This window comes from Paenibacillus sp. B-A-8 (assembly GCF_048572915.1).
Taxonomy (GTDB): domain Bacteria; phylum Bacillota; class Bacilli; order Paenibacillales; family Paenibacillaceae; genus Paenibacillus_AQ.
In genome coordinates this window covers 3,711,649-3,738,154 of the sequence record NZ_CP183882.1, presented here as the reverse complement: position 1 = coordinate 3,738,154, position 26,506 = coordinate 3,711,649, and the positions used below count along the sequence as shown (strand labels likewise).

At 43.4% G+C, this 26,506-nt stretch carries 23 protein-coding genes; 20 read left to right on the top strand and 3 right to left on the bottom strand.

Annotated features, from left to right (window positions below; translation table 11 throughout):
• Nucleotides 1-79 precede the first annotated feature (79 nt).
• The 13 genes from ACN6MV_RS16645 to ACN6MV_RS16585 all read left to right on the top strand — a co-directional run bounded on the left by ACN6MV_RS16645 (nucleotide 80) and on the right by ACN6MV_RS16585 (nucleotide 18,113).
• On the top strand, nucleotides 80-847 hold the full coding sequence (locus tag ACN6MV_RS16645) for a DUF1836 domain-containing protein (protein WP_042128106.1): 768 nt from the start codon (nucleotides 80-82) through the stop codon (nucleotides 845-847).
• Nucleotides 848-937: 90 nt separating this feature from the next.
• Entirely contained in the window at nucleotides 938-2,140 is a 1,203-nt protein-coding gene (locus tag ACN6MV_RS16640; protein WP_042132220.1) for an MFS transporter, read from the top strand.
• Nucleotides 2,141-2,318: 178 nt separating this feature from the next.
• Nucleotides 2,319-3,923, top strand: a complete 1,605-nt coding sequence (locus ACN6MV_RS16635; protein WP_042128104.1) for a TerB N-terminal domain-containing protein — start codon at nucleotides 2,319-2,321, stop codon at nucleotides 3,921-3,923.
• Nucleotides 3,924-3,938: 15 nt separating this feature from the next.
• Entirely contained in the window at nucleotides 3,939-5,258 is a 1,320-nt protein-coding gene (locus ACN6MV_RS16630; RefSeq protein ID WP_419884436.1) for an ATP-binding protein, read from the top strand.
• Nucleotides 5,255-7,453 carry a DEAD/DEAH box helicase gene (locus ACN6MV_RS16625; protein WP_419884434.1) on the top strand — a complete coding sequence of 733 codons (2,199 nt, stop codon included), beginning with the start codon at nucleotides 5,255-5,257 and terminating at the stop codon, nucleotides 7,451-7,453. Before ACN6MV_RS16630 ends, ACN6MV_RS16625 begins: the two co-directional genes overlap by 4 nt.
• A 177-nt stretch (nucleotides 7,454-7,630) precedes the next feature.
• Complete coding sequence (locus tag ACN6MV_RS16620) at nucleotides 7,631-9,301, top strand: spore germination protein (RefSeq protein WP_419884433.1); 1,671 nt, start codon at nucleotides 7,631-7,633, stop codon at nucleotides 9,299-9,301.
• 38 nt (nucleotides 9,302-9,339) lie between these two features.
• On the top strand, nucleotides 9,340-10,443 hold the full coding sequence (locus ACN6MV_RS16615) for a GerAB/ArcD/ProY family transporter (protein ID WP_419884431.1): 1,104 nt from the start codon (nucleotides 9,340-9,342) through the stop codon (nucleotides 10,441-10,443).
• Nucleotides 10,436-11,626 carry a Ger(x)C family spore germination protein gene (locus tag ACN6MV_RS16610; protein WP_042128094.1) on the top strand — a complete coding sequence of 397 codons (1,191 nt, stop codon included), beginning with the start codon at nucleotides 10,436-10,438 and terminating at the stop codon, nucleotides 11,624-11,626. Before ACN6MV_RS16615 ends, ACN6MV_RS16610 begins: the two co-directional genes overlap by 8 nt.
• A 177-nt stretch (nucleotides 11,627-11,803) precedes the next feature.
• Nucleotides 11,804-13,177, top strand: a complete 1,374-nt coding sequence (locus ACN6MV_RS16605; RefSeq protein ID WP_042128092.1) for an extracellular solute-binding protein — start codon at nucleotides 11,804-11,806, stop codon at nucleotides 13,175-13,177.
• A 76-nt stretch (nucleotides 13,178-13,253) separates the two neighbouring features.
• A complete protein-coding gene (locus ACN6MV_RS16600; protein ID WP_313637254.1) occupies nucleotides 13,254-14,147 on the top strand; it encodes a sugar ABC transporter permease in 894 nt (297 codons plus the stop codon).
• Nucleotides 14,148-14,164: 17 nt separating this feature from the next.
• Nucleotides 14,165-15,088: a carbohydrate ABC transporter permease gene (locus ACN6MV_RS16595; protein ID WP_231573787.1), complete on the top strand. Its 924-nt coding sequence runs from the start codon at nucleotides 14,165-14,167 to the stop codon at nucleotides 15,086-15,088.
• A gap of 78 nt (nucleotides 15,089-15,166) precedes the next feature.
• Entirely contained in the window at nucleotides 15,167-16,948 is a 1,782-nt protein-coding gene (locus ACN6MV_RS16590) for a sensor histidine kinase (RefSeq protein ID WP_341113099.1), read from the top strand.
• On the top strand, nucleotides 16,929-18,113 hold the full coding sequence (locus ACN6MV_RS16585) for a response regulator (protein ID WP_341113097.1): 1,185 nt from the start codon (nucleotides 16,929-16,931) through the stop codon (nucleotides 18,111-18,113). The genes ACN6MV_RS16590 and ACN6MV_RS16585 overlap by 20 nt, the downstream gene beginning before the upstream one ends.
• 71 nt (nucleotides 18,114-18,184) lie before the next feature.
• On the opposite strand, the gene ACN6MV_RS16580 is transcribed toward ACN6MV_RS16585, so the two are convergent.
• Entirely contained in the window at nucleotides 18,185-18,502 is a 318-nt protein-coding gene (locus tag ACN6MV_RS16580) for a DUF4190 domain-containing protein (protein ID WP_341113095.1), read from the bottom strand.
• 24 nt (nucleotides 18,503-18,526) lie between these two features.
• Nucleotides 18,527-19,306, bottom strand: coding sequence for a GNAT family N-acetyltransferase (locus ACN6MV_RS16575; protein WP_341113094.1), 780 nt, complete (start codon nucleotides 19,304-19,306; stop codon nucleotides 18,527-18,529).
• Nucleotides 19,307-19,482: 176 nt separating this feature from the next.
• Between ACN6MV_RS16575 and ACN6MV_RS16570 the strand changes: the two genes are divergently transcribed.
• Complete coding sequence (locus tag ACN6MV_RS16570; protein ID WP_341113093.1) at nucleotides 19,483-20,706, top strand: MFS transporter; 1,224 nt, start codon at nucleotides 19,483-19,485, stop codon at nucleotides 20,704-20,706.
• Nucleotides 20,703-21,227: a GrpB family protein gene (locus ACN6MV_RS16565; protein WP_341113091.1), complete on the top strand. Its 525-nt coding sequence runs from the start codon at nucleotides 20,703-20,705 to the stop codon at nucleotides 21,225-21,227. Before ACN6MV_RS16570 ends, ACN6MV_RS16565 begins: the two co-directional genes overlap by 4 nt.
• A gap of 11 nt (nucleotides 21,228-21,238) precedes the next feature.
• Here ACN6MV_RS16565 and ACN6MV_RS16560 read toward each other — a convergent pair whose 3' ends face one another.
• Complete coding sequence (locus tag ACN6MV_RS16560) at nucleotides 21,239-22,102, bottom strand: AraC family transcriptional regulator (protein ID WP_419884426.1); 864 nt, start codon at nucleotides 22,100-22,102, stop codon at nucleotides 21,239-21,241.
• A gap of 254 nt (nucleotides 22,103-22,356) precedes the next feature.
• On the opposite strand from ACN6MV_RS16560, the gene ACN6MV_RS16555 reads away from it, so the two are divergent.
• From ACN6MV_RS16555 to ACN6MV_RS16535, 5 genes are all read left to right on the top strand, one after another.
• Nucleotides 22,357-23,655: an alpha-glucosidase/alpha-galactosidase gene (locus tag ACN6MV_RS16555; protein WP_042128076.1), complete on the top strand. Its 1,299-nt coding sequence runs from the start codon at nucleotides 22,357-22,359 to the stop codon at nucleotides 23,653-23,655.
• Between the two features lie 128 nt (nucleotides 23,656-23,783).
• Nucleotides 23,784-24,461: a succinylglutamate desuccinylase/aspartoacylase domain-containing protein gene (locus ACN6MV_RS16550; protein ID WP_042128074.1), complete on the top strand. Its 678-nt coding sequence runs from the start codon at nucleotides 23,784-23,786 to the stop codon at nucleotides 24,459-24,461.
• 159 nt (nucleotides 24,462-24,620) lie between these two features.
• Entirely contained in the window at nucleotides 24,621-25,001 is a 381-nt protein-coding gene (locus ACN6MV_RS16545) for a GntR family transcriptional regulator (RefSeq protein ID WP_042188506.1), read from the top strand.
• On the top strand, nucleotides 24,998-25,867 hold the full coding sequence (locus ACN6MV_RS16540) for an ABC transporter ATP-binding protein (protein WP_042128071.1): 870 nt from the start codon (nucleotides 24,998-25,000) through the stop codon (nucleotides 25,865-25,867). The genes ACN6MV_RS16545 and ACN6MV_RS16540 overlap by 4 nt, the downstream gene beginning before the upstream one ends.
• Complete coding sequence (locus tag ACN6MV_RS16535) at nucleotides 25,860-26,495, top strand: ABC-2 transporter permease (protein ID WP_375103033.1); 636 nt, start codon at nucleotides 25,860-25,862, stop codon at nucleotides 26,493-26,495. Before ACN6MV_RS16540 ends, ACN6MV_RS16535 begins: the two co-directional genes overlap by 8 nt.
• Nucleotides 26,496-26,506 lie beyond the last annotated feature (11 nt).

Here is a 26,506-nt window from a genome sequence, read left to right as displayed (position 1 = left end):
GTTATACTCATATTATGAGTTCTTATGAACTATTCTACGAACTTTTCAGAGAAATATCAAATGGTGGAGGGAAACAGATATGGAATCATTTGCATTGACTCGTGTGGAGATGTCCAGTCTTCTGCTCTCATTGACCGGATTATCAGACCGGAAACCGCTGAATATCCTCCAAGAGGCATGGACTAAATTTCATCTTGATGAAATAGAAAAGGGGACTTCGTTACCCGCTTTTTTATCTACAGATGTTCCACCCATTTTACAAAAGATCATTAAGGGCGATAATGTTAAAGGCTTTTCACTTGGTGAAATTGCTACATTAGGCCATCTTATAGAGTATTCCACGTTGACTGTGACAACTATGCAGAACTGGGTAAAGCGTGACTTTAAGGAGTATCTCGGTTCTCCAAGAGAAGGAAAGAAGTATTCAGTGAATCAGGCGGCGCTTCTATTTATGATCGATGATCTCAAATCTGCCCTTAATTTCGAAAGTATCCGTCAGCTATTCCGATTAATGTTCTTAAAGCCAGATCGAGACGATGATGATCTCATAGAACCGGCAAAACTGTATTATGCATATGCTGGACTTTTTGAGGAGATCAAGAGTAATCCGACTATACAAACGCAATGCAAGGTAGATCAACTGTTGCATAAAGAGTTTTCATGGAAAGAGGATTCCCTGCTTAGAAATTCCACAGATCGTGTAATCAATCGTCTGACGCATCTAACTAGATCTCAGAGAGAATCTGTCCGCAATATACTGCTGATAGCTACGATTGCTGTTCAGACCTGTTATTTTCAATCTCTTGCCAGACAATACTTTAATGCTGCTTTATTTCTTGATTTTTGAACGCTACAATTTTAAAATGTATAAGTGAAACAATCAAAAGTAGTTTTATTAGAGAGATGTTGGATATAAGGGGGTTTGGAAGTGAATCAAATGACACTGCTGCGGAATCCAAAACAAAGGAAACTGCTCTTCAGCGCAGGCTTAAGCTGGATGTTCGACGCGATGGACGTTGGGATGATTTCTTTTGTTGTCGCGGCTTTAGCCAAGGATTGGAGTCTGGGACCGGAGCAGATCGGTATATTGACAAGTATTAACTCCGTGGGCATGGCTGTAGGTGCCGCAGCGGCAGGAATATTAGCAGATCGCTTTGGACGTAAACCGATACTACTGTGGACACTCCTGATTTTCTCGGCCGCAAGTGGATTGTCGGCTTTTGCTACAGGCTTCGGAATACTCTGTGTACTCAGGTTTATCGCTGGGTTTGGACTTGGCGGGGAGCTGCCTGTCGCCTCAACATTAGTGTCTGAAAGTATGCCTGCCCGTGAGAGAGGCCGTGCGGTTGTGCTGCTGGAGAGCTTTTGGGCGGTTGGATGGATCGCTTCTGCATTAATTGCATTCTTCGTCATTCCTGATTATGGCTGGCGTGTAGCATTCGGTATTGGTGCTGTTCCCGCTCTGTATGCGCTATATTTAAGACGAGCAATAGACGATTCACCGAAGTTTGCAGAGATTAAGAAAGCGCCTGTGTCCTTGAAAAAACGTATCGCAACGGTATGGTCACCAGAGTATCGTCGTTCTACTATTATGCTGTGGATTTTATGGTTTACCGTGGTGTTTTCGTATTATGGCATGTTTCTGTGGTTACCTACAGTTATGGTTCTTAAAGGCTTTAGCTTGGTTAAAAGCTTTGAATACGTGCTTATCATGACACTCGCACAGCTGCCTGGTTACTTTACTGCCGCTTATTTCATCGAAAAGTTCGGCCGTAAGTTTGTCTTAGTCATTTATATGCTGTTCACTGCTGTCAGTGCTGCATGGTTTGGTAATGCAACTACAGAAGGTATGCTAATGGCTGCGGGAATTTGCTTATCGTTCTTTAATCTCGGAGCATGGGGCGGCATGTACGCTTATACACCAGAGTTGTACCCAACAGCTATTCGTTCGACAGGGGCTGGTTTAGCAACTTCCTTTGGCCGGATTGGTGGTATCATCGCACCTTTACTAGTAGGGGTGCTGGTAGGTAAATCTATAGCTATTGGCTCGATCTTCATGTTGTTTTTTGTAACGATTATTATCGGTGCATTAGCAGTGCTCTTCCTAGGAAAAGAGACAAAGGGAACGGAGCTTCTGTAGATGATAATTCTTCATTACATACTTGATGTTAATCTATCAACAATGCTAATATTTAATAAGAACAAAACGGTTCCTTCACAGTTGTGAACAGGGCCGTTTTTTTTAACATATCGGAAGTTATATATAGTGGAAACACTTTACGTTAGTCCTTCTTTTATTAAGAACGGAGCGATCGAACATGAATAAGGATAGGAAGCAGCCTCATTTTACGGAACTAGTCTGGGAAAGTACGGAACAAAATGTTCCGATACCCCCGCGAAATTCATCAGAATCAGCGCTGCCTAAGAGATCTTCTGCAAATAAAGAGAAGCCCAAAACATCTTCTGAGCCTTCTCTGCAGTTACAGCTTTGGGATCTAGAGACTGACACCCCGGAGCCTGTGACAACAACCGAAGGTCAGTTTGTAACAAGAGCGAAGGAATTGGAACATAGAACCGAGGATTCGGCACTATATGTTCCATTTAAGAGTTACTGGCCCACGTATGGTCATATGACAGGCACACAAAGTAGATGGTATTTTTATTGGCGTAACGAAGTTAGACAGGGTAGATATCCAAAAACGGATCTTTCATATATATTTCTTCATGTGTATGAGCTTATTAATGGTGTAGGTTGGAAAGATCCTTATGATGGCTATAAGCAGCTCAGTCAAATCTGGGAAGCTTATCGAGAAAATTATAAACGTCTAGATCAATATTTGGGCGGTTGGATTGCGGACTACTCGTTTGTTCATCATTTGGATGTGCCTCTATCTTTAATCGTTGCTCGTTCACGCGGTCTTGCCGGTGATCTGGCAGAGCTAGAGTTAGAGAGATGTCTTACTGTAGCTCCTGAGCAGCTAACCTTTACGGTATTAACAGCAATGTCGGACTACGATATTAGTAAATCGAAGTTTTATATGGGGGAAGGTAAAGAAGCCCTCGAACGATATATTCCGCAGGTAGTGGCATTAATCAACGCTTATGTTACGCGGAAACATGGCTCGAATCTGGTTGAAATGTTCCCGCCTGGTCCCTCAGTGATGCGGGAGCGTTATTTATTCCGTAGCGCCGTATATGATATTTCGTTATATGGCTATTCTGTACTTATACCGGTTGTGCGTATTAGTAAATCTGCACCACTTCGAAGTTTGATTACAAGGCTATTTCGATTGACTGAGAATAAATTACGTGAACTGATGGGATATCGAGGTCGGCTCAAAGGGGTTAACGTGGATGCGGATATGGATGACCTAATCACTCGTTTCCTGAAGCGGGAGTTTGAGAAAGAGAAACTGGAGGATAAGGGTCCAGCAGTAGTCATTGACCGTGAGAAGCTTGAAAGACTGCAAAGTGATTCCGAGATTGTACGAACCATGCTTACGGTTGAGGAAATGAATGAGCTGGAGGAACTTGAGGATAGCGGTTTTGAGATTACTAATGAGGAATCCGAGCTTGAAGAAGTAGTACAAAAAGAAGAATTTGAAGATATTGAGGATGAAATCATTGTACCGCTCCAGTCTCTTGAGCCTGAATTAACGATAGAAGAAATTCAATCTGCAAACGTAGATACGGAGTGGGAGCAGTTCGCTAAGGCTTTAAGTCCACTCCAGCATGAAGCGCTCCTTGCGCTTATAAACGAGGATGGAACACAAACCATACAGAAGCTAGCGGCTGTAAACGGCACAATGTCAGAGCTCTTGATTGATGAGATCAATGACATCGCAATGGACATTCTAGGTGATTTGATCATAGATGTTGAAGAAATTGCAGAGGAATATAAAATTTATCTGCTTAATATTTAATGGGGTGAACTTTAGATGGACGTTTTGAAAATTCCTAAACGTATGACGACAGCGCTAGTTAATTCACTGACAGCCGGTGTGGTTCCACGTATCGGACTAGAACATATAGCCGTTGGTCGTCGGCCAGAGATTGAAGCAATCTTGAGAGATATGGACAATATCGCGGAGGGTGGAGCGGCCTTTAAACTGATTACAGGCAAATTCGGTAGCGGTAAAAGCTTTCTTTTGCAGATGATCCGTAATTATGCGATGGATCGGGATTTTGTAGTAGCCGATGCGGATCTATCCCCTGAAAGAAGATTGGTGGGAACAAAAGGACAAGGTCTTGCTACATATCGAGAGCTGATGAGTCATTTGTCTACCCGGACGCGTCCAGATGGAGGTGCTCTGGAGATTATTTTGCAAAAATGGATCATTTCGCTTCAGCAGTCTGTGATACAAGAGAATGAATATGGCCCTGATCACCCCCAGCTTGGAGACGAGGTAGAGAAACGAATCTATGCTGTAGCCTCCGAAATGCGCGGTTTGGTGCATGGATTTGATTTTGCCAAAGTGCTGGCTTCTTATTGGAATGCACATAAGCTCGCTGACGACGATTTGAAGCAGGATTCCCTGCGCTGGCTGCGAGGTGAATTCGCCACACGGACAGAAGCACGAAAAGCGCTCGGTGTTGGCGTAATCATTGATGATGATAATTGGTATGATTATATGAAGCTGTGGGCAGAATTCACTTCTGCTATTGGTTATAAGGGACTGTTGCTGTTTATAGACGAAGGCGTCAATCTCTACAAAATCACGAATAGCATCTCACGTCAGAGTAATTATGAGAAGCTGCTTACGATGTTCAACGATACGATGCAGGGCAAGGCAGAAAGCCTAGGGATTTTTATAGGAGGGACTCCGCAGTTTGTGGAGGATGGACGGCGTGGATTATTTAGTTATGAAGCGCTGCGTTCTAGATTAGTTGCAGGAAGATACGGTGCAGCAGGTCTGAATAATTTCACTGGACCTATTATTGCACTGGACATGCTCTCACACGAAGAAATCCTAATCCTTTTGCAAAAGCTTAGAGATATTCATGCGCTGCATTATGGTTATGAAGCACAGTTAACACAGGAACAATTGGTTCATTTTATGGAAGAAGCTGTGGGCAGATTAGGGGCAGACGAGCTCCTGACTCCGCGTGAAGTGGTTCGTGATTTCATGGATCTACTTCACACTTTGCACCAGCATCCGGAGATTTCATTCGAGAAGCTAGTGGGCGAACGAACCTCTAAACCTGCTGATACTGAGCAAAATGAGTTAGATGGATTCCTCGCGGAGTTTGAATTATGAGTGATAATCCGTTTTATCGGCTGGCTCCCTTCATTAAAGAGTTTATTTATAAGAATCGCTGGGAGACGTTACGTGAGGCGCAGGTGGATGCCTGCCGAGTGCTGTTTGATACGCCGCATCACTTACTGATTGCTTCGGGTACTGCTTCAGGTAAGACTGAGGCGGCTTTTTTTCCAGCGCTTACTGAGTTATATGAACGTCCTTCCGGTTCGGTCGGTATTCTATATATTGCTCCCTTGAAAGCATTGATTAACGATCAATTTACACGGCTGAACGATTTGCTCCGTGAAGGCAATATTCCGGTATGGCACTGGCATGGGGATGTTCCGCAAGCCGATAAGACGAAGCTGGTGCAGAATCCTTCCGGCGTGCTACAGATTACCCCTGAATCGCTTGAAGGACTATTGATGAACCGTCCGAATGCTATCCCAGCGCTGTTCCATGATCTCCGTTATATTGTCATTGACGAGGTGCATGCATTTATGGGTGCTGATCGGGGGATTCAGGTTCTGAGTCAGCTGGCGAGAATCTCACGAATGGCGGGATGTCATCCGCGCAGAGTCGGTCTATCGGCTACGCTTAGCGACTATGCTTCGGTGACGGAGTGGCTGGCGGCAGGGACGCGGGAGAGCGTAGAGGTGTCCGCTCCACAAGGCGGGCGTAAGCTCCGTTTAAGTGTGGAGCATTTCTCTTTCCCGGATGCACGGGATGAAGTGCAGGCAGAGCATTTAGAACGCGCGAAGCAGTCTTACTACGATTTCATTTACGATCATACGCATCTTAAGAAAGCGTTGATCTTCACGAATAGCCGCTCGGATGCGGAGACGGCGACCCTTGAGCTGCGGAGAACGGCCGCGAAGCGTGGGGAACGGGATGTTTTTCACGTTCACCATGGCAGCATCTCCGCAATGCTCCGAGAAGAGACGGAAGCCGCGCTGCGGCAAGGCTCCGGACCTGCAGTCGCGGCAGCGACATTGACGCTGGAGCTGGGCATTGATCTAGGCGAGCTGGAGCGGGTGCTCCAGGTCGGCGCTCCCTATAGCTGCGCAAGCTTTGTGCAGCGACTCGGCCGCTCGGGCAGGCGCGGTGACGCCGCATCCGAGATGATCTTTGTCACGCCCGAGGAAGAGGATGAGGAAGCGCAGCTTCCGGCACGGATGCCTTGGACGCTGCTTCGAGCGATAGCGGTTATAGAGCTATATGTGCGCGAGAAGTGGGTTGAACCACTGGTGGTGCGCCAGCTGCCAGTTGGGCTGTTATACCATCAGACGATGAGCATATTGAAGAGTATGGGGGAGGCGGAGCCGGAGGATTTAAAGGAGGCTGTACTGAGCTTGCCTTCCTTCAATAGTATTGATCCCGCGGATTACGACATCTTCATGACTTATATGCTGGGCATGGGGCAAATCGAGAAGATGGATGAAGGCAGCTTGATTATTGGGATGGCGGGAGAAAAGATAGTGAACAATTTCCGCTTCTACGCAGTATTCAAAGACGATGAGGAGCATGTTGTCTATAACGGAACAGAGGAGATTGGATCTATTACAACGGTACCACCGCCAGGTTATTGTTTTACTCTGGCAGGGAAGCTTTGGAAGGTAGAAGAGGTCGATAATCGCCATAAAGCTGTTTATGTAAAAACTTCACGCGGTAAGGTGGATACGCTGTGGCTTGGAGCGGGTGGAGATGTACATACACGTATCATGACCAAAATCCGCGAAGTCTTAGGGGCTACTGCGTTATATCCGTATTTAGCTCCGAGTGCGGCTGCGCGTCTTGAACGAGCCCGCCGTTTAGCGAAGGAGAGTGGATTGCTTGAACGCTCCGTTATGCCCGCAGGAGGAGATTCGATGTTTATTCTGCCATGGGCGGGTAGTCGGCAGTTCCGCACACTGGAGCGCCTTCTCAAGAATAATTTGAAGAGCTCACAGGGACTTCGATCTATCGTGCCGATGGAACCTTATTATATGGTGGTTGCAGGCAAAACAGATGCAGAAACGCTGGAAGCGGAAATCATTGCTGAAAGTATGGCTGCCTCAGATCCTTTATCATTGTTATCTCCAGATGAAGCACCCTACCTTGGAAAGTATGATGAGTTCATCCCACATGAATTGCTTCGCAAGGCTTTTTCCTTGGATGGACTAGATGTTCCTGGGCTGCTTGAAGTGCTAAAACACTGGCGGCAACCACAGTAAATATAGTAAAGCATTTTAATTGAGACGCCCACTTATGTGGGCGTCTCTTTATGTTCAGACCCTCAGGGATATTTACCCTTCGCATCGATATAGACTTTCCTGCTATTCCAAAAGTTGTATAAAAATTTAGCGAACGGAGAATAGTACCAAAAAGATTCCTATTAAAGGATGATAACGATGTGGTCTAAAATAGTCTCTTATATTCCGGATTGGACAATTTTCATTCAGGCGGCGATCACGCTGCTCTTTCCCATAGGGATTTATTATCTTTACAAGCATTTGTATTTCTATGTTGGAAGTGGACGCTCCAAGGAATCAGGGGCTAACTCTAAGGATGCGGAGCTAAAGAAGACAGACAACGGGGAAGCAAATCAACAGCAGCCTAAGACTACAGTGTTTACCCAAAATTACGATGCCGACCTTGCGGTGATAAGAACGGCATTGGAGGGAAACAGTGATGTGCATTTCCGTGAATTTACAGTCAAAGGTATTCAGGCACGTGCCGCATTGGTCTATGTGGAGGGTATGCAGGATGAAGAACTAATCAATCAACAGGTGTTGCAAAATCTGATGTTTGCCGGTGAAATGCAGGCTTCAGAAGGAATATACACCTTCATGAAACAGAATATGCTCCCGCTAGCTCAGCTTAGTGATGCCAGAGATTTGGACCATCTACAGGAGTCTGTCCTGTTTGGATATACCGCACTGATTGTTGAAGGTATGCGAGAGATGCTTCTAGTTGGCTTTCCACATGGGGCTGTGCGCTCGATTAATGAGCCGACTTCGGAGGCTTTACTGCGAGGACCACGGATTGGCTTTACTGAAGTGCTCAGTGAGAATACCTCTATGCTGCGGCGACAAGGGCTCAATAAGAATCTGGAAATGAAAAGGGTTGAAGTAGGTAGCGAAATCAAGAAGGATCTGATTATTGCTTATATGAAAAACATTGTAAATCCTGATCTGCTACAGGAAGTGAAGGACCGCATCTCCAAAATTGATATGGATTTCATTCTGGAATCTGGCTATGTAGAGCAGTTGATCGAGGATGATTATTTAAGTCCGTTTCAGCAAACACAGAACACGGAAAGACCCGATCGTGTGATTGCCTCCTTATTAGAAGGAAGAGTTGCCATTTTGCTTGATGGCACACCGTTTGCACTTATTGTTCCGGTGACGTTCAGTATGCTTTTGCAGTCTCCTGAGGATTACTATGAGCGCTGGTTTCCAGGAACACTATTACGGGTGCTACGGTTTTGCGCATCATTTCTGGCTCTGTTAGCCCCGGCGCTGTATATTTCTTTTATCTCCTTTCATCCGGGGCTAATTCCTACACAACTGGCGATTTCCATTATTGAAACACGCCAAGGTGTACCCTTTCCTGCTTTAATTGAAGTGTTGATTCTGGAGATTTCTATTGAAATCTTACGTGAAGCTGGAATTCGTCTGCCGAAGCCCATAGGTCCGGCAATGGGAATTGTCGGAGGTCTGATCATTGGAGATGCCGCGGTACAGGCCGGTATTGTAAGTCCCTTTCTAGTAATTGTCGTAGCCGTGACAGCGATCTCTTCGTTTTCCATACCGATGTACAGTGCCGGCATTACCCTCCGGATCTTACGATTCGCAGGCATGTTATTTGCGGCGGTCCTGGGCATGTTCGGAACCATCCTGTTTTTTCTGCTGATTTGCAGTCATCTGACTCGACTTTCAAGCTTCGGGGTTCCTTACATCACCCCTATCTCGCCTTTCCGGGGAAGTGACTGGAAGGATTTATTCGTCCGTGCGCCGTTATCCATCATGAAGCGAAGACCAGAGATGCTGAAGACCCAAAAGAAAAAGCGCAGATCCTAGAGAATGTATTCTTATCAGGAGCAGAGGGGGAGACCACAGTGTTCAAACGGACGGATGACAAGATCACAACCTCACAGGCTGCCATAGTATTGACCAATTCGATGCTGGGTGCCGGAATTCTGACCTTGCCAAGAAGTGTTGTTAAGGCCGTGCAGACACCCGATGCCTGGATTTCTGTGGCGCTGGGTGGTGTCGTCGTGTTTATGGTAATTATGGTTATGGTGAAGCTTAGTCAGCAATTCCCAGGAAAAACTGTTTTTCAGTATTCCAAGAAAATTGTTGGAAAGCTTCCTGGCAGTGTGCTGAGTTCACTGTTAATTCTGTACTTTATAGTCATTGCAGGCTTCGAAATCCGTGTACTGGCGGAAGTAACGCTGTTCTTTCTTTTGGAAGGCACTCCAATCTGGGCGATAGTGATGCCATTCATCTGGGTTGGCACTTATTTAGTGTATGGTGGGATTAATTCTATAGCCCGTGTGTTTCAAATTGTGTTTCCGATCAGTATCTTTATCCTGATCATTTGTTTTATCTTAAGCACCAGAATATTTGATATCCATCATCTGCGTCCTTTTATGAGTGAAGGCCTTCTGCCGGCCGTCCGGGGGATGAAGTCGAGTATTCTGATCTTTACGGGATGTGAGGTTGTGATGACAATGACTGCCTTTATGGAGCATCCGCAGGAAGCGGTCAAAGGGATGATGGTCGGTCTCTGCATCCCGCTGGTACTGTATTTGGTTACTGTTGTGATGGTTATTGGAGGTCTGTCCATCAATTCCGTAATCACCAGTACCTGGCCTACGATAGATTTGGTACGGAGTTTTGAAATCTCAGGTTTCTTTTTTGAACGATTTGAATTTCCGTTGCTAGTCATATGGCTGATGCAGATGTTCTGCAATTTTTGCAGTTTTTTCTTTAATGCGTCACTTGGAATCTCACAAGTGTTCAATTTAAAGATCCATCCGGTAATGTTCGCCTTAATGCCCGTAATCTTCATCTGCACGATGATCCCACAACGTATCAATGATGTCTTCAGTCTTGGTGATTCGATAGGCTATATGGGTGTGCTTATTTTTATATTGTTGCCACTATTATTGTCGATTGTATTACTGATCAGGAAGAAAGGACTCAAGCAGAATGTTTAGACAGAGGGTTATACACTTACTATTAATATTCGTGATTCTGCTTACACAGCCTGGTTGTTGGAGCAGTAAAGAGATTGAAGATCTGAGTGTTTATACAGGATTGGCGCTTGACAAGGGGGAACCTGAGGCGCTCGAACAGGAATTCGAGGAACATGGAGGAGGCTACCAAAAGCATAATAAAGTTACGGCAACCGTACAAATTGTGCCTGAAAGAACAATCGGAAACTCCGTTAAAGATGGCGAAACATCCAAAACCCATTATAACAATATTTCAGAAACAGGGGATTCTCTGCTTGAAGTATTTCGTCAGTTCTCTATTCGTAAGAACCGCCCGATTATAGGCCATCATCTCAAGGTTATAGTTATATCAGAGGAGCTAGTACAGCAGGAGAAGATCAGACGGTTAATGGACTTTGTACTGCGAGATAACGATATCCGCCCCAGCTGTCTCATATTTCTTAGCCAAGGGCGTGCGTCCGATACGCTTATGACAACCGAGGAGGAGATTCCTTCCTTTCGACTGGCCGAGATGGTTCGTAACAACTTTAGAACCAGTAAAGTTATGAAGGGGATAACGTTATCGAATCTAGATGCGCTGATGTACTCCAAGCAAAGCTTTGTGTTGCAGAACGTTGTGGCGGCACAAGGGGAGATCGAATTTTCTGGAGCCGGTATTATCAAGGGAGATACAGGTCGTTGGATCGGTAACCTTGACCAGCATGATGTGGAGAGTATTGCCTGGATCAAAGGGGATATAAACGGCGGGAGCATCAAAGCATATGATCAGTCGAATGACTCGATTACTTATGAGATTAAATCCGTTAAGAGCAAGATTACGCTGAATGAGACCGATGATAAGAAAATATCATTTCATGTTGCGATTGAGTCCACTGGACGACTAATTGAGAATTGGGATGTGGATGAGCATTCCTCGAATGTTGTTTACCTCAAAGAGCTAGAAAAGATATTCGAAGAGAAATTAACCCAACATATCCATGCACTTATCCGCAAAATGCAATCTACTTACAAAGTGGATGTAGCAGGATTCGGAGATTGGTTCAGCATTGAAAAACCGCTTGTCTGGAAACAGATGAAGGATCATTGGGACGAGGAATTTACTCGTATTCCATTGACCTTTGATCTTAAGCTTAAGATTACTGATTTTGGTTCAACCTCTGATTGAACGAATATCGAAAATAGGTTTAATCGAAGCGCCCGCATTAGCGGGTGTTTCGTTATGTTCGGACATATATTGTATTTTTCTAGAAAAAACAAACCATTTATCTTAAATTTGACACCTTGTTGAAAGCGCTTAACAGTACAATAATTAGCCTATAACGAAAACAGGGGGCGTCAAACAATGGTCAGCAAAAAAATGAAGGCAACTTCAACAATTGCGTTATCAGCAGCTTTGGTTTTAAGTATGGCAGCGTGTGGAAATTCAAACAACAACGAGAGTAAAGGCGCTACAGAGTCGAAAGGGAATACAGCTACGAAAGCTCCAGATGCCGGAACTACAAAAACCGATAGCGGTAAGAAGGTTACGATTACATTTCAAAATATTTACCCGGATCCAGCTACACCTTCTTATAAGATGCTTCATGAATTAGTTGATCAATATGAAAAAGAGAATCCTAATATTCACATCGAACTGGATACTTTAAATACGGACCAGCAAAAGGTCAAATTGAAAACACAAGCCGCTTCCAAAGAAATTCCTGATATTACGATTGTTAACCCGGCTGCACAAATGAAACCTTTCGTTGATGCTAAGCTGTTCGCTCCCCTGAATGACATGCTGGATCAAAATGGTCTGAAAGACACCTATCAATCCGGTCTGCTTGATTACTACAGCTTTGACGGAAATGTGTATGCACTGCCAGATGGTAATAACATCGAGGTAGTCTACTATAATAAAGAACTTTTCGAGCAAGCGGGAATCAAAGACACTCCTAAAACATTTGATGAATTACTCCAAGATGTAAAAACCTTGAAAGCAAAGGGCATTACGCCAATCGCGATCGGTGAAAAAGATTCCTGGACGGGTTCATTCTTGTTCATGAATATCCTGCTTCGCACTAATGGAGGACCTGGTTTCCTTCAAGATGTGCTGGATGGCAAAAAAACATTTGAAGATCCTGCTTTCGTAGAAGCTGTAGACCGGTTCCAAGACCTCGTGCAAGCAGGTGCATTCCCTGATGGAGCAACTTCCATTGATGCTAATGCAGGCGGTAATATCTTCAAATCCGGTAAAGCTGCGATGTGGGTTATCGGTTCATGGGAAACAGGCGCAATCGATGCTTCCTCAGTGGCTGGAAAAGCAGGAGCTTTCCAATTCCCAAGCGTCAATGGTAAAGGGGATCCAAATGAATTCATGCTCGCACCAGGTAGCGCCTTTGCGATTTCTGCGAACAGTGAGCATTTACAAGAAACGAAAGATTTCTTGAATTTCTTCACTCTGAATCTTCCTAAAAAACAATTTGAACTTAAAAATGCTGTAGGGATTGGTCAAAAAGTGGATGGAGACCTGAAAGGTGCAGGATATTCGGATCTGGCGATCAACATTTCAGGATTGTTCAATCAGGTTAAAGGTGGCGACTTGGCCTTTGACAACACCATGAACCCAGCTACTGCACAAGTCCACCTCAGCAGTATCCAAAATCTTTTTGTTCAAAAAGTGGATTCCGCTCAAGTAGCTAAAGAACATCAAACCGCATTTGAAGCTAATAAATAAGAAGGTTTTGAAAACGCGATGCGAGGGTGCTTAAACGCTTCTTCGCATCGTGTTTACATTCTAGGGGGCGGAAATAATGAAGGTACTAAAGGTTCCAGCGCGCACAATCGCCGTCTTCGTGTTACCTTGCCTGCTTTTGTATGTGTGCTTGGTGTTTGCTCCTATCCTAGTATCCTTTTATACAGGATTGCTGCAATGGGACGGAATTACGACTACGAAAACATTTGCTGGACTTGCTAATTTCAAAGAAATGTTTTTTCATGATCCAGTGTTTTGGCCATCCGTAAGGAGGACCTTGCTCTATGCGGTTGCCTCTATGGTGGAAATTCCATTTTGTTTGCTGATGGCTATTCTTCTAAATCGGTATGTGAGAAAAGGAAACACTTTAGTTTCTATTTACTTTACGCCGGTTATTTTGTCAGTGGTTATCATTGGGCAGCTCTGGAAAACGATCTATGATCCGGTCTCCATGGGAGGGATGTTGAACGGCGTTCTGATCTCACTTGGACTAGATAGCTGGACTCACAATTGGATTACAGAACCTAAAATTGCGATGTTCGCGCTCTATGCAGTATCTCTTTGGCAATATTTCGGCTACCATTTGCTGATTCAATATACCGGGGTTCAAAATATTCCGGATGAGCTGTATGAAGCGGCAAAGATTGATGGGGCAGACGGATTCAAAGCCGACCGATATATCACTTTTCCGCTGATTATTCCAATCTTTAAAATATCTATCGTACTCGCATTTATAGGGTCATTGCAGGCTTTTGATCTTGTTATGGTTATGACAGCCGGTGGACCAGCTCATGCTACAGATGTGATTTCCACACATATGTACAACAGTTCATTCCTATCTTTTAAATATGGATATGGCAGTGCGATCGCTTCGTTTTTGGTTATTCTGTGTCTTGTGTTTACTGCTGGCATTAATACAATCTTTAACAAGCTTGAGAAAAAATTCAGTTAGCAAAGGAGTGCGCGATCATGCGGAATGTCAAGCATAAACGCCCAAAGCGTCCTTACAAGGACGGTAAGCGTTTAAGCGAGAAATATAAGAATAATGTATTCCGTGAAACTAATACGTTCTTATATTTTAAAAAAGGACTCGTGTATCTTCTCTTTGCGATTCCTGTCGTTACCCAGCTATATCCTCTTCTATGGCTAATGCTCTATTCCTTAAAGACCAATGAAGAGATTTTGGGAGGAAGTTTTTTCTCGTTTCCTAAAATATTTCAGTGGCATAACTATAGCGAAGCTTATAAAGCCGGTAGTTATCTAAAGTATTTATCCAACAGTGTTATAGTTACCGGTGTAACAATGATCTTCGTCATTCTGCTTAGCTCGATGGTAGCTTATGCGATCTCCCGCTTTCGTTGGCGTTACGGCAACTTGGTCATGACGATATTCTTAATGGGAATGATGATTCCCATGCAGGCCACTTTGCTGCCATTGATGATCATTTTCAAAAATATGCATATTCTAAATACGCATTTGTCGCTCATATTGCCTTATGTAGCTTTTTCAACGCCTATAGCGGTGTTTATCCTAAGTGGGTTTATGAAGAGTATTCCGCATGAAATCGAAGAATCGGCGTTTATCGATGGGGCGAGCGTATATCGGATCTTCCGCACGATTATTCTTCCGGTCTCTATACCGCCGGTCATGACAGTATGTATACTAACGTTTATTAACATTTGGAATGAGTATATCTTAGCGGCAACCTTCATTTCCTCCGAGAAATTGAAAACCTTGCCCTTTGGCGTCTACACGTTCGTTAGTCAGTATTCTGTAAACTATGGGAATATCGGTGCATTTCTAGTGATGGGTGCGTTGCCCGTCATTTTAATCTATTTCTTCTTATCTAACCAGATCACAAAAGGAATGGTAGCAGGGGCAGTAAAAGGCTAATATTGTATTGCAAAACATATAAATGGAATTATAATGAAGGAGCAGCAGGACAGATGAGTTGGAGGAGGGAAGCCTTTTTTGAGAAATAGCTTTCATTCCATTCACCATCGATTGTTTTTGCTGTTTCTTTTTTGTATGTCTAGTATTCTATTAATTGTGAGTCTACTCTATTACAACCGGACAACCGTACAGTTTCATGAAAAAATAAGCGATTTGTCGCAGAAAAATGTCGCTCAGACGGCGGATCTATTCAGCTTGCTGTACAAGGGGTATGACAGTCTCTCTAAATCACTCAGCAATAACTTTGAATTAATACGTCTGATAAATGAAACAAGCAATGAGCCCGCTGTAGCCTATATCAATGAACAGACGATTACAAATATTCTCGGCGCTATATTTTATTCTCGGGATGATCTTGTTGGTATCCATGTCATTACAGATAAAGGTAAGATCTATAATTACGGGAACTATATGAATGTGGTTGATCCCGATTATATGAAGGAAGATTGGTACCATCAGCTGCAGGCTTCCTCCGGTAAAATGGTCTGGCTCGGCGTCTATGAACATTCTCTTATCGATCAAGTGGAGGATAGTCCTGTGTTTGCCTTCGGCCGTCAGATTTACGATCTCAATGAACATAAACCAATTGGCATTGTTCTGTACGAGACGAATCCGAAGCCTGTTCTAGATGCGCTTGATAATGTGAAGCTGGGTGAGCATAGCCAGGTGTACTTAATGTCGCAGGATGGGCGATTCGTATCCTCTGCCGAAGATCAGGAACCTGATTTAACTCAGCTACCGTCTTTGCAGAACTCCCAGAATGTTGTGGTCGAACAGACAGCCAATCGTCTGCTTGTCGCTTCTAAACTTTCCTTCTCTGGATGGTGGGTGCTTAGTATCACTCCTAATCGCGACCTAAATGTAGAATTGGTAGAGATGAAACGGTATCTGTTCATTGTATTTTCAATCCTTATTCTCGTCTCTACTTTGATAGCTTCTATTGTTTCACGAACGATTTCTTTGCCGCTTAAAAAGGTGATTCGAGAGATGAAGCAAGTAGAGATCGGTAATTTCCGGGGAATGGTGAATGTTTCATCTTATCAGGAGATTAATATTCTTGTTGCTTCGTTTAATCGGATGGTTCGCCGGATCGAAGAACTAATCGAGCGGGTAAAACTTTCTTCCGTCAGTGAGAAGAATGCTGAGCTTCATGCCTTGCAATCTCAAGTGAACCCTCATTTTCTATACAATACTCTGGATATGATTTATTGGATGCTGGATGAGGAAGGGAATGAGCAGCTAGGCGAGCTTGTGCTCTCGTTATCTTCTATGTTTCGGTACAGCAGTCATTGGGAAGTTGACGTAGAAGTCACGCTACGAGAAGAGTTGGAACAAATCGGGCACTATCTAAATATTATTTCTATCCGGCTGGAAGGTCGTCTACGGATTGATATAAATATAGATGAACGATGGCTAGAAGTCCGCCTTCCCAAGATGACTGTACAACCAGTCATTGAAAATGCTGTAAAACATGGTTTGGAATCACTCGACCGTCAAGGCATTCTGAAGGTGAGAACACTTGAAGATGATGGAGTACTGAACATCGTCGTTCAGGATAATGGCAAAGGTATGGATGCAGAGAAGCTGAACGCATTAGTGGAATCCTTGGATCGGCCATCAACGAAAGAAAATGGAAAAATGGGGATAGGTCTTCAGAATCTACATCAGCGGCTCCAGCATATGTTCGGAGAATCCTATGGGCTTGTGATTCGAAGTTTACCTGGAGAGGGAACCGAGGTTGCTATCGTGCTGCCTATTCCGCAGGAAGGAGAGCGTAGTCGTGAACATTCTCATAGCTGATGATGAACGGGTGATCCGCGAAGGGATCAAGCGTACTATAAGAAGTATTTATCCAGATTATTGTGTACATGTTGCAGCATCAACAGAAGAAGCTGTCAAGATTATGGAGGAACACTCCATTCATATCGTCTTAACAGATATCCTTATGCCCGGTATGAATGGTTTGGAGTTCATGAGGATTTCTAAGCGGAGGTATCCTTATGTCAAATGGGTAGTCATCTCTGCTCACAGTGAGTTTGCCTACGCGCAGGAGGCTGTTCGTCTTGGGGCGAGAGATTATTTACTTAAACCGATCGGCAAAAGCAAGCTACTTGAGATTATCAGTAACTTAACGCAAGAAATTGAGCAGGATCGCAAGCTCATTAAAGATGAAGACCGATTAAGGTCAAGTCTGAAATTTTTAAGAGAAGGTGTGTTTCAGAGACTCGCATCTGGCTTTAATCTAGGTAATTTAGATATCAGTCAATTGATAGAAGATCATCAATATTTCTATTTGATTTTGCTGCAAATGGATGCGGGTGATAAAAACATTCGAATAGAACATTTTATTGTTGAGAATGTGTTAACTGAGCTGATAGAACGGGACGGGAGCGGGTTTGTGGTCAGCTACGACCGACAAAGTTTGCTGGGCTTAATCACCTTAAGGGAAGAGGCGCGATTAGAAGCTTTTCTCGATGATGGGCGGACATATTTGAAGCAATATTTAAAGATACCCTTCCAAATGATTCATTCCGGACTAAGCTATGATATAAATTCTGTCCCACAGATCGTAACGAGCTTAAGAGAGGCAGCGAATTCGCAAGTATTGGATTTAGCGCCTGCAAAAGGAAGCGGTGAAAAAGCCATCGACATCGCATTGCAATATGTAAAGGAACACTACTACGAAGACCTCAGTTTGGAAAAGATTTCGTCTGTTGTATTTTTGAATCCGGTCTACTTCAGTCAATTATTCAAACAGAAAACGGGTCAGGGGTATAAGGAGTACGTTACATCCTTACGATTAGAGCAAGCGAAGCTGCTGTTAGTGAACTCGAAGCTTAAGGTGGCAGAAATCGCTGAACGTATTGGATATCAGGACATGCGACATTTTACACAGATGTTTCGCAAGCGGTTCCTCTTAACTCCGACGGAGTATCGTCAGCAGCTTCACAAAGGCGCATACTAAATTATCCATAGGTTAAGCAAAAGGATCTCAACGGCCAATCGGTGGGCTACAGAGATCCTTTAATGTGTGGATTAGTAAGAGGGGTAACTGGCTGCTGCGTATACAAACAAAAGAAAAAGTAAAATTAATATGGCGTAAAGTAGAGTGCCGACAATACCACATACCAAACCCGCGATAGCTAAACCTCTTCCTTGCTCATACCGTATCCGGATTTCCTTTAGGGAGAGGGCAGAAAGTATAATTGCTACAATCCCTAACAAAAATCCGATATAAGGAACCATTATGGAGAGGACACCTAGCACGAATCCGGCAATTGACTTGCCATTCATTGGCGTTGGTGGGGGCGGCGGTGGGAAATAGTTTTGTTGCTCGTTCGGTTGGTAGCTCATTCAAATCACCTCCAATCAAGCAAGTTATTGGATGTAGTTAATCCAGTGTTCAAGCTGTACACAAGGAACGAGTCCAATGGATTCAGCTAATCGGATGGACGCATGATTGGTTTCAAGCACATGATAACGTGGAATAAACCCACGTTCTAATGTTTCTTGTAGGGCTGTTCGGACCACCTTTTTCGCGTACCCATTTCTTTGAGCGGATTCTAAAGTATGTACTGCACCGATTTCCCAAATGGTCTCTTCATTACGGAACGCTAAGCAAGTACTGATTGGATTGTTCCCAAGGAAGATTGACACGGAAAAAGCACCAGTTTGAAAATAGTTGTCTATTTCGTCTTTAGTGTAATGATTAGCAGCCCACAGCGGAAATAATCTGTCATCAACCGCATGACTGATAACAACTTCTTCGTCTTTCGGAAAGATTTGTCCCTCCGTTGTACTATATGAGTAGAACCCTCGGACTTTCTCCATTGAAAAATGTGAAGATAATGCCTCCCTGTACCTCAGATCTTGCAGTTTAAAAACAAACTTTGCTTGCGAAGGCAGCAGATGAAATAGAGCCGGAAATACATCTGGGCTGCTGTAATCCATAAATACGATGTAATCCGCTTGAGGATATACTCTATGATCATATGCGTAGGCTGAGGCAGGAAGAAGCAATAAAACGCCCCATTGATCTCCTTGCTCTACCAGATGCGTCTTCATGACTTCTTGAAAAGAGGTTATCATTTTTAACAAACTGACATTCTTCAATGGTTCCTTGCGCAATTTGAGCAAAATTCGGTCATTCTGATTCATGTTATTTACTCCTCGCTCTATGTACTTCACTTTATATTGTACTTATGTAGATAATGTATCTGGGGATGATTATTAAATCGCTGAAAGACGTTAGCTTGACAGTGACTGCTATAATGTATTAGGAAAATAAAGCTTGCTGTTTGATGCAGCATACGTAATCGGAGGCACAGAATTTCATGACACAATCTATCACACCCGCTGCAGTTCGTTTAGGAGGAGGCCTAACCAAGCAATTCATTCTTATATTAGCCATTGCATCTGGTTTAAGCGTCGCAAATATGTATTACAATCAGCCCCTTCTAGCCGATATCGGACGAACTTTTCAAGCTTCATCTAACGCAGTAGGATATGTATCGATGCTGACTCAGATCGGTTATGCGCTTGGGATGTTACTCTTTGTTCCGTTAGGCGACATTCGTGAACGAAGAACATTAATTTCGGGACTTTTAATTGCTGTATCCCTGTCACTGGTTGGTTTCGCCACAGCCCAAAACCTAGTCTGGATGTATATCGCCAGTTTTGCTATTGGCATAACTACGGTGGTGCCGCAGGTCATCATTCCGCTCTCAGCAGAGCTCGCTTTGCCAGAAGAACGAGGTAAAGTTATTGGAACCGTAATGAGCGGGTTATTTTTTGGCATTTTGCTGGCAAGAACAATATCCGGAATTATAGGCGATATGTTCGGCTGGAGAGCGATGTACTGGATTGCTGCAGTTATAATGCTATTGTTATCCCTTATCTTATACCAACTAATTCCAAAGGTGAAACCAGAAAATAATTCATCCTATACGGATCTACTGAAATCAATGGGGAATTTGATTCGCAGATATTCGACGCTTCGTGAAGCATCACTGATTGGTGCTTGTATGTTTGGTGGCTTCAGCGTGTTCTGGACTTCACTGGCTTTCTTTCTAGAAGGAGAACCTTACCACTATAGTAGCTCTATCACAGGCTTGTTTGGGTTGATCGGTGTAGCAGGTGCTGCGGGTGCTCCATTTATCGGGAGGTTAGCCGACAGGATTGCTCCTAAGAAGATTGTAGGTATTCTGCTGTTGCTTACATTGATTGCTTACGGATTCTTCGGTTTAGCTGGATTTACAATCTGGAGCCTGATTGCCGGTGTTATTATTCTGGATCTTGGAGTACAAGGGTCACAGGTTAGTAACCAAACACGGATCTATGCACTTGAGCCGGCTGCGCGCAGCCGAATAAATACTGTGTTTATGGTTAGCACTTTTACAGGTGGAGCTATTGGATCAACACTTGGAAGCTTTGCATGGCAGCATTGGGGCTGGAGTGGCGTTTGCTTGATGGGTGGAATGCTAATTGTAGCCGCTATATGCATATGGGTAGTATATAGAGTAATTGAGAAGAAGGCATTAAACGCAGGAGGTGTATGAGCATCGCTCAGAAGACGAAAATCGTAGAAGTTGTCCCGTATGATCCAGAGTGGAAGGTAGAGTTCAATCAAATTAGAGATCAGTTGTTATCTTATGTCGGAGATCTCATTATTACAATTGAACATGTGGGCAGCACCTCCATTGAAGGACTCGCTGCTAAACCTATCATAGATCTTGATCTTGTAATGGATAGTTACGAAGTATTCCCACAAATCATTGAACGATTACAACTGCATGGATATGAACATCAAGGGAACTTGGGAATAGAGGGCAGAGAAGCCTTCAAAAGACGTCAAGCGGATGAATTTATGAAATATCATCTGTATGTATGCCCTAAGAATGGAAAAGGGTACTTGGAGCATATCGCATTCAGAGACTATCTTCGTTCGAATGTGCCTGCGCGTCAAGCGTACGCAGAGCTCAAACAGCGTTTGGCAGAACAACATCGCTACGATATGGATGCTTACTGTGAAGGAAAGACAGCGTTTGTCACCTCGATTTTATCAAAAGCCATGAAATAACCCATAAGCAATCATGTGCCAGATCGAAGATGGCTTCGATATTCACTGGGGGACATACCGCTCCACTTACGGAACTGCTTGGAGAAATATAACGCATCATTAAAACCGACCGAGGAGGATACCTGGTCGATGGTGAGCGTTCCTCCAAGCAGTTCCTTTGCTTTATCCATGCGAACCTTTAACAAATACTGCTTGGGTGACATCCCGATCTTTTGTTTAAAAGCCTTAGAGAGATGAGCTCTATGATAACCAAGAGAGGACGCCATGTGATCGATACTGATCTGTTGATGAAATTGGAGAGAGATCCAGCGGATCGCTTGATTGATCTGACGGTCGATAACATCCGGTAATTGTGCGGATTTAGGGGTGAGCGAACCTATGTTCGCAAGACCGAATTTATGCACCAAAAGGCGCAGCCACCCAGAAGCCTCCAAACTTTCCAACCTTGGATAGGCAGACTGTTGAAAGGAAAATCGAATATGTTCATACAAGTTATGTATCTCTATTAGGTTATCTAAGTGTATTAACGGCTTATCCGGTGTAATCCCCGCTTCCTTTAATAGCTGTTGAACGGCATCCCCTTGCAAGGCGACCCATACGTAAGTCCAAGGCTGTTCCATGTCTGCCTGATAACTGAATAATGCCCCTGGGAAAATAACAAAGGTATCTCCCGTACCACATACATGAGATTTACTTCCACTCTGAAACACCCCCTTTCCATCCAATACGGTATGTATAAGGAAGTAATCGTGAACAGAAGGCCCCATCTTATGTCCCGGGACCGGGTTACCTTCTCCGCTAAACAATACAGTTAGGTCGATTTCATCAGGAGCAAGATTAAACCCTGCTGTGAAATGATAATGCTCTGAAGCCATTTGCTTCTGACCTCCTATACGTGATTTGAATTACATTTAGATTATAGGATGGACCACATAAATGCAACAAATATCCATATATGAATTGTATTTCTCCATACTCATTGAGATCGCTCTCATTTATAGTGAATAGTGAAGAGAGAGTTGGATACCCTCTGATATTCTAGTGTTTATAAGGAAAATCCATCAAGGTTGTCGCAGTCATTAGCGAAGTCGTGACCGTACAACTCACTATCTAAGGAGGATTATTTCATATGTCGAAAATTACATTTATCGGAGCGGGTAGTACTGTATTTGCGAAGAACGTTTTAGGAGATTGCATGAGAACTCCAGCCCTTCAAGGCTTTGAGCTTGCTTTATTTGATATTGATCTTCAGCGCCTAAAAGATTCCGAGAATATGCTGAGTAATATAAAAGAAAGTAGTGGCAGCACTTGTATCGTGAAATCTTATACAGATCGTAAAGAAGCATTGCGCGGAGCGAAATATGTGATTAATGCAATTCAGGTCGGGGGGTACGACCCTTGTACCATTACAGACTTTGAAATTCCGAAAAAATATGGCTTGCGTCAGACGATTGCAGACACGGTTGGTATTGGCGGCATCTTCCGTAACTTGCGTACTATTCCTGTCATGCTTGATTTTGCTGCAGATGTAAGAGAGGTTTGCCCAGATGCACTCTTTATGAACTACACGAACCCAATGGCAGTACTGACCAATGTGATGAACACTTATGGTGGTGTAAAGACTGTGGGTTTATGTCATAGTGTACAGCATTGTATTCCAGGCTTATTTGAGCATCTAGAACTGGATCAGACTGGTGTACAGGCTAAGATTGCCGGGATTAACCATATGGCTTGGCTACTCGAGGTTACGAAGGACGGAGAGGACTTATATCCGGAAATCAAACGACGCGCTGCCGAGAAGCAGAAAGAGCACCACGGGGATATGGTACGATATGAAATGATGCTCAAATTTGGTTATTACATTACAGAGTCTTCGGAACATAACGCAGAATATCATCCTTATTTTATTAAACGCAATTACCCTGAGCTTATCGAACGGTTTCAAATTCCGCTCGACGAGTATCCGCGCCGCTGTGTAGATCAAATTGAACGCTGGCAGCATATGCGTGAAGAACTGGTGAATAACAAAGAGCTTGAGCATGAACGTTCACATGAATACGCGTCCTACATCATGGAAGCGATCGAAACGAATGTGCCTTTCAAAATAGGCGGTAATGTTATGAATACCGGACTCATCACCAATTTGCCGAAAGAAGCCTGTGTTGAAGTCCCATGCCTAGTAGACAGCAGTGGTGTTACGCCAACCTTCGTAGGAGATCTTCCTCCACAGTGCGCCGCACTGAATCGTACGAACATTAATACACAATTGTTAACGATCGAAGCAGCGATTACTCATAAGAAGGAGCATATTTATCACGCAGCCATGCTTGATCCGCACACTGCCGCTGAATTATCGATGGATGACATTACAAATATGTGTGATGAACTAATCACAGCTCATGGAGATTGGTTGCCGGCGTATAAATAAATTGCATATTTCTAAAATTTTAAAGCCTAAAGCCTGAGAAATCAGGCTTTTTTTGCTTATCTGTCTAGGACAACTGGGGGACATCGGAATACACATATATGGACACCTAAATGCGGAGGTGAAGCGTGATGATCATTGAGAACTATACCTTAGCATCGTCCACATCCCATGCCACCCCTTATTATGTGATCAGAGGCGGGCTCCCTGGTCCTGTGTTTATGGTGGTGTCCGGCATACACGGGAATGAAACGGCAAGCATTCGTGCCGCTCAAAACCTCGTGAATCGCTTAAGACAAGGAGAACTATATATTTACAGGGGGACTCTTATAATTGTTCCTCTCATGAATCAAAAAGCTTATCGCAAACGAATTCGAGGCATACCGGATTTGAACCGAACATTTCCACGCACTCGATATGCATCTGCCAAACATCCTTTATCCGTAGCCTTGCTTCAATTAGTACGGCGTTATCACCCTACCTGGTACCTTGATCTCCATGAAGCTAATGGTTTGTCTCAAAGAAATCATAAGCGGCTCGGTCAGACTATCATCATTAAGCCGGGGAGCCGAGGTACGGCTACAGCAAGACGTATCATAAAAGACATTAACCGTACGATCACTAATACATCCTATCATTTTAATATCCGTTTACGAGAGCGTCCCGGATCATCGCGTGCAGCCGTCTCTCGTATTTTAGGAGCGAAGGCATTTACTGTGGAAACCTGCTGGAGTCTTGATCGTGACCTACGTATTCGCTATCAGATAGATATTGTTAGCCGCTTTTTAAGAAGTGCTGGGTTGATGTGATGATGATTAGAGACGTTGATTGCCAAGCAAGCTGACCCTGAGTTCATGGGAATCGGCTTGTTTTTGTTGACTTGAAAGATCATTGACAACAATGAGTATAGTGTATATATTACATATATACATTGATTACACATAAACTAGGAGTGAGGGCACGAGTTCATGAACATATTGATATCCAACACTTCCGGTGAACCCATCTATGCACAGATTGTAAGTCAGATCCGCCAGATGATCCTGCAAGGAGAGTTAGTCTCAGGTACGCCTTTACCTTCTATTCGGCTGTTAGCCAAAGAGCTGCAGATTAGCGTAATCACAACGAAACGAGCTTACGAAGAACTGGAGAGAGAAGGCCTTATCAATTCTATTGTGGGAAAAGGATCCTTTGTTTCTGGTGCAGATCAGGAGTTTATTCGGGAACAACGGTTACGGATCATGGAGAACAAAATGAAGGAAATTATCGACGAGAGTAAAATGTTAGGGATTGATTTTGCTGAGTTTAGTGAGATGTTGAAATTGCTTTATGAGGAGGAGACAGAATGAAAGAAGTCATTCAATTGAATCAAATCTCTAAAAAATATGGCCATTTTAGCCTATGCGAACTTACGTTCGGTATTAAGGAAGGATATATAACGGGGCTAATAGGACCCAATGGAGCCGGAAAAACAACTTTAATTAAAATGATGATGGGTATGGTACAACCCGACCAAGGAAGTATCGAGATTTTTGGCAAAGAAACATCCATAAAGAACGCAAAATACAAAGATCGAATTGGGTATGTTTCCGATGAGAACTATTTTTACGATCAATTAACCATCAATCAGATGAGTAAGATGATTGCTCCCTTTTATAGTCGGTGGGATCAAGAAACGTATAGGAAATACATAGAGATGTTCAAGCTTTCCCCGCGGAAAAAGATTAAGGAGCTCTCCAAAGGAATGAAAATGAAGTATTCGCTCGCCATTGCCTTATCACATGATGCAGATCTACTTATTATGGATGAACCTACTGCAGGTCTTGATCCTATATTCCGAAGAGAACTGCTTGATCTGCTTAGTGAGCATATTCAGGATGAGAAGAAGTCTATTCTTTTCTCCACGCATAATACGACGGATTTGGACCGGATCGCGGACTATATTGTTTTTGTGAATGAGGGGCGACTAGTTTTTAATGAGATGAAAGAATCTCTACCTAACAAATACATGCTGATAAAAGGTAACAAGGAGTTACTTGATCGAGATGTACGAAAATGGTTCATTGGGCTTAGAGAGACGGAGGTTGGTTTCGAGGGTCTTCTGAACAATTGCTCGGAGGGGGAACACTTCTTTAGAGATCATGCCATATGCGAAACACCTACCCTGGAAGAAATCATGTATTTTACGGTAAAGGGAAACGCTTTGTATGTTTAATCTCTTTTTGCTGATCAGAAAAGACTTTATCCTCCTGCGGAATTTCATTCCTATCTTTCTCTTAAGTATCTTGTTCATCGCATATGTTCAACTGGATAACTCCAGCATGTTTGCTACATTTCAATCTTTGCTGTTGCTCGTATACTCCTGTTCTATGGATGCACAGAATAACAACACAAAGTTTGTGATAGGTTTACCAGTTAGACGGCAAGAGATTGTCTTGGCTAAATACTTATCACTTGTTCCTTATTGTTTCATTGGTTTGGTTTGCTCTTTAGCTTTGTTTCTGATTTCCCCTTCATTTGGATATTCCATTAGCCCGGTTTATTGGATAGGGGTATCTTTAACGTTACTTATGATTCCTTTGACTGCGTCTATTTATTTGCCGATTCATTATTGGCTTGGTTACAAAAACTATTACTTCAATATCCTTTTTAATGTAGTTATAACGATAACCACCCTAAACGCTGGATCTTCACTCTCAAATTCATCAGTTTTCTCAACAATAACCCATTTAAAGCTGCAAGATCATCTGGTTCCGATTGGTTTGATAGGGATCGTTTATCTATTCATCTTGTACTTCTCATATAAGATTTCACTACGATTGTTTAACAAAGAAGAGTTATAAGCTAAGGAGGA